At 47.4% G+C, this 1,822-nt stretch carries 1 protein-coding gene; it reads right to left on the bottom strand.

Annotation, left to right across the window (positions count from 1 at the left end; translation table 11 throughout):
• A partial coding sequence (locus tag KDK19_RS20885) for a hypothetical protein (protein ID WP_257255282.1) occupies positions 1 to 1,822 on the bottom strand: 1,822 nt, incomplete at both ends.

Raw genomic sequence — 1,822 nt, 5'->3', positions numbered from 1 at the left:
TAGCGCTTCAAAGAGTATCTGGATGCCTTCTTTGGTGATGTCATGGGTTTTTAGTCCAAGGCAGGCTTCAAGCAGTCGTTTTAACGATTGAGAGGAATGCTCTTTGCCGAGTTTATGCAGAGCGCTCAACGAGGGAAACAGGTTGAATACTGCTTCGGCATGACTCGCGTCCAGAAAACGCAGCTGATCTTCCTTTGTCAGGGGTTGCAGGATTTCCCAGTAGAGTCTTTTCATGTAGTCGTGTTTCAAGACTCCCGATAATGGTTGTAACCGGGCCGAGTACTGATCCCATAAGCTTTTATCCGGCAATGACTTCAGCCGCTTGACAAAGTAGACAAAACGCGCCCTCAATTCATTGGAAGAAAACAGAATCATTGACTTATTTAACAGGTGCAAAGGCACAGCTTTACCCGAGTAACGCCACAAAAAATCCCGGTCCTGTCGATTAGCCCGGAGGTAGTGCTCGATACCTTTTCCCCCATAAGAAGACAGAAGCTTTATTAATGATTCCAGCATCGGAACGGCTTGAGTCTTTTCAAGGAGTTGGTGAAATTGCTTTAAAGCAGCCCAGTTCAGTGACCAGTCAGGCTTAGAGGTGGAAAGGTAAAGTGCAACTGTTTTTGTCTGGAGATTGTATTTGTCGTCCTCTTCATCCTCTAAGTCGCTATCATTTTCAGTAAATTCTGTAAAAAGCCACTGTTTCAGTTGTGTTTCCTGCTGTTGCAGCACCTCAGTAGCAGGTAGCCCTTCTGACTTCCAGAGTCTGGTTATAATTTCCAGAAGCAGATCACTGGATGCCCCACCGCAACGTGTCCAGCCCATCACTTTTTTCACTGTCTCGTGTTTGGGCAGTCCCCGGCCATGATTTACGGACGAGAAAGCGCGGAACCGCTCCATACTGAACTTGCCATCCTCGTCTTTCCATTCCGGCCAGCTCAGCACCTCTTTGACCTGCTTATATTTGAGCACGCCCTGACCGTTATTTATAGAAGAAAAGGCGCGGAACAACTTCATATTGAACTCACCATTTTTGTTTTTCCATTCCGGCCAGCCCAGCACCTCTTTCACTACCTCATGTTTGAGCTTGCCTTTGCTGCTATTCATCATGGACGAAAAGGCGCGAAAACGCTCCATATTGAACTCTCCATCCTCGTCTTGCCATTCCGGCCAGCCCAGTACCTCTTTCACTCTCTCGTGTCTTAGTATGCCTTTGTTATGATTCATGGACGAGAAAGATCGGAACCGCTCTATACTGAACTCACCATCCTTGTCTTTCCATTCCGGCCAGCCCATCATCTCTTTTACTTCTATATGCCGGGGCGTGCCTTTGCTATTATTCATGGAGGAAAAACAGCGGAGCAGCTCCATACTGAAATCACCATCATTGTTTTTCCATTCCGGCCAGTTCAGCACTGTTTTCACTTCCTCATGTTTTAGCAAGCCTCTGCAATTATTCATGGACGAGAAAGCGCGGAACAGTTCAATATTGAACTCGCCATCCTTGTCTTTCCATTCCAGCCAGCTCAGCACTTCTTTCACTTCCTCATGTTTGGGCATGCCTTTGCTACTATTCATGGAAGAGAAAGCGCGGAAAAGCTCCATACCAAACTTGCCATCCTTATCTTTCCATTCCGGCCAGCCCAGCACCTCCTTCACGTCGTCGTGTTTGAGTGTGCCTCTGCCACTGTTCATGGACGAGAATGCGCGAAACAGCAATATATTGAACTCGTTATCCTTGTCTTTCCATTCCGGCCAGCCCAGCACTTCTTTCACATCCTCATGGTTGAGCATGCCCTTGCCACTGTTCATGGACGAGAAGGAG

It is taken from the genome of Endozoicomonas sp. ONNA1 (assembly GCF_024606325.1).
Taxonomy (GTDB): domain Bacteria; phylum Pseudomonadota; class Gammaproteobacteria; order Pseudomonadales; family Endozoicomonadaceae; genus Endozoicomonas_A.
The sequence above is the reverse complement of the archived record's forward strand: the minus strand, read 5'-3'. Positions and strand labels throughout refer to the sequence as shown.